The sequence below is a fragment of the Longimicrobiaceae bacterium genome, from assembly GCA_035696245.1.
Lineage (GTDB): Bacteria > Gemmatimonadota > Gemmatimonadetes > Longimicrobiales > Longimicrobiaceae > DASRQW01.
In genome coordinates this window covers 1-2944 of record DASRQW010000380.1, presented here as the reverse complement: position 1 = coordinate 2944, position 2944 = coordinate 1, and the positions used below count along the sequence as shown (strand labels likewise).

Below are 2944 nucleotides of genomic sequence, written 5' to 3'. Positions count from 1 at the left end.
TGCATTCACTCTCAATATTGCGCAGCATGCCGCAATAAGTGCAAAGAAGGCGGTCGCGTTCTTCTCGCTCGAGATGAGCAAGGAGTCGCTCGTGCAGCGCATGCTCACGTCCGAGGCGCGCGTGGACGCCGGACGCGTGCGTACGGGCCGGCTGCGCGACGACGACTATCCGCGCCTGGGCGTCGCGGCGGGCCTTCTCAACACCGCGCCCATCTACGTGGACGACACGGCGGGCATCTCGATCCTGGAGATGCGGGCCAAGGCGCGCCGCCTCAAGTCGGACCGGCCCGACCTGGCGATGATCGTCGTCGACTACCTCCAGCTCATGACGGGCAACGGCAAGACCGAGAATCGCCAGCAGGAAGTCTCCGAGATCTCCCGCGGCCTCAAGGCTCTCGCCAAAGAGCTGGAGCTGCCCGTCGTCGCCCTCTCGCAGTTGAGCCGTGCAGTAGAATCGCGCCCCGACAAGCGCCCGATGATGTCGGATCTTCGTGAATCTGGTGCAATTGAACAGGATGCAGACGTCATAATGTTCCTTTACCGGCCGGAGTATTACATGGGGCCGGTGGACAAGGAGGGGAACTCGATCGAGGGGCGGGCGGAGGTCATCATCGGCAAGCAGCGAAACGGCGCTACCGGCACCGTGAATCTGATGTTCATGAAGGAGTTCACGCGCTTCGAAAGCTTCTCGCCGCGCAGCGACGACGGGGGCGGGTACGGGGGATGAGCAGCCGCGCATCGTCTCCCCAGACGTCCTGCGGAATTACGTCCGATGCGCCGCATGCCGCGTCGTGCGCCTCGGCCATCTCCGCATGATCTCCACTGAGTTGGGCTGAGATGGCGAAGACGAAGACGCTGTTCTTCTGCCGCGAGTGCGGCAACGAGACGCCGCGGTGGCAGGGCCAGTGCCCCGCGTGCAAGGAGTGGAACACGCTGGTGGAAGAGCCGGTGGCGCCCAAGGCCGCCAAGGCGCGCATCGGCGGAGGCGGGGCGGGGTCGCGCTCGCCCGCCGGGCCGCCGCCCGTGCGCCTGCGCGACGTGGAGGGCACCGAGGGCAAGCGGTGGACGACGGGCCTGGGCGAGTTCGACTTCGTGCTGGGCGGCGGGATCGTGCCCGGCTCCGTCGTGCTCATCGGCGGCGAGCCGGGGATCGGCAAGTCGACCATCCTGCTCCAGGTCGCCAGCCGCCTGGAGGCGGAGGGTCGCAGCACGCTCTACGTGTCCGGTGAGGAGTCCGCGCTCCAGGTGAAGCTGCGCGCCGACCGGCTGGAGGGCTCGGCCGGCGCGGTATCGCTGCTGGCGGAGACGGAGCTGGAGACGATCCTCCTCCGCGCCGCCGAGGGCAACCCCGACGTGCTGCTGGTGGACTCGATCCAGACGGTCTACACGCCGGAGCTGGAGGGCGCGCCCGGCAACGTGGGCCAGGTGCGCGAGTGCGCCGCCCGCTTCCAGCGCTTCGCCAAGCAGACGGGCACGGCGGTCTTCCTGGTGGGCCACGTCACCAAGGGCGGCGGCATCGCGGGGCCCAAGACGCTTGAGCACATCGTAGACACGGTGCTGTATTTCGAGAACGCGGGCGGGCTGGACAACCGCGTGCTGCGGGCCACGAAGAACCGCTTCGGCGGGGTGGACGAGATCGGCGTCTTCCGCATGACGGCGGCGGGGCTGATGCCCGTCGCCAACCCGTCGGAGCTGTTTCTGGGCGATCGGTTGCAGGGCTCGTCCGGCTCCGCCGTCGTCGCGACGATGGAGGGCACGAGGCCGCTGCTCGTGGAGGTGCAGGCGCTCGCCGCGAAGGCAGCGTACGGCGCGCCGCAGCGGGTGAGCACGGGCGTGGACCAGAAGCGGCTGGCGCTCCTGCTCGCGGTGCTGGAGAAGCGCGCCGGCATCCCGTTCGGGCAGCTGGACGTCTTCCTCAACGTCGTGGGCGGCATACGGTTGGCGGAGACGGCGGGCGACGTGGCCGTCGCGGTGGCGCTCGCGTCCAGCGTGTTCGACCGGCCGGTGCCGGGGGATGCGGTCTTCATCGGCGAGCTGGGGCTGGGCGGCGAGCTGCGGCCCGTCGGCCAGGTGGAGCGGCGGCTGGCGGAGGCGGCACGGATGGGCTTCCGCACGGCGTACCTCTCCCCGCGCGCACGGCCCGCAAACGTGCCGCAGGGCATCCGCGTGGTGGATGCGGAAGACGTGCGCTCGCTGGTCGATGCCATCTTCCGCTGAGCCCCGCGCCGCCGCGGTCGTGGTCGCCGGCGGCCAGGGCCGGCGCGTGGGCGGCGCCGTGCGCAAGCAGTACCTCGCGCTGGCGGGCGAGCCCGTCCTCCTCCGCGCGATTCGCCCCTTCCTCGACCATCCCCGCATCTCCACCGTCGTCGTCGTGCTGCCGGCGGACGATGCCGCGCCGCCGCCGGAGTGGCTGGCGTCGCTCGGCGTGCGCGTCGTCGCGGGCGGGGCGGAGCGGGGGGATTCGGTGTGGAACGGGCTGATGGAGATCGCGGGAGATGCGGACCTCGTCCTCATCCACGACGGCGCGCGCCCGCTCGTCACCGCGGATGTGATAAGCCGTGTGCTGGATGCATGTGCGGAGTCGGGCGCCGTCGCCGCCGTGCAGGTGACGGACACGATCAAGGAGGTGGATGCGGACGGGCGCATCTCCGGCACGCCGGACCGCTCGCGCCTCTGGCAGGCGCAGACGCCGCAGGGCTTCCCGCTCGCCGCGCTCGTGGATGCGTACCGCCAGGCGCGCGCGGACGGCGTCGCTGCGACGGACGACGCGGCGGTCTTCGAGCGCTACGCCGGCCCGGTGCGCGTCGTCGTGGGCTCGGCGGACAGCATCAAAGTGACGCGCCCCGGCGACATCGCGATCGCCGAGGCGCTTCTGCGCATCCGCGAGGAAGCCGCGGCGCGCGAAGGCTGAGCATCTGCTGATGGGCTCCGGCCACGAGTATCC

The 2944-nt window shown here is 70.6% G+C and carries 3 protein-coding genes; all 3 read left to right on the top strand.

Translation table 11 applies throughout. The annotated features are described in order from the left end of the window. On the top strand, positions 1-727 hold a 727-nt coding region (locus VFE05_17230; protein HET6231822.1), incomplete at its 5' end, for a replicative DNA helicase. A gap of 110 nt (positions 728-837) precedes the next feature. Further along, the gene (radA, locus tag VFE05_17225; GenBank protein ID HET6231821.1) at positions 838-2217 is read left to right on the top strand and encodes a DNA repair protein RadA; all 1380 of its coding nucleotides are present in this window, start codon (positions 838-840) and stop codon (positions 2215-2217) included. Beyond that, positions 2201-2911, top strand: coding sequence for a 2-C-methyl-D-erythritol 4-phosphate cytidylyltransferase (gene ispD / locus VFE05_17220; GenBank protein ID HET6231820.1), 711 nt, complete (start codon positions 2201-2203; stop codon positions 2909-2911). The genes radA and ispD overlap by 17 nt, the downstream gene beginning before the upstream one ends. Positions 2912-2944: the final 33 nt, after the last annotated feature.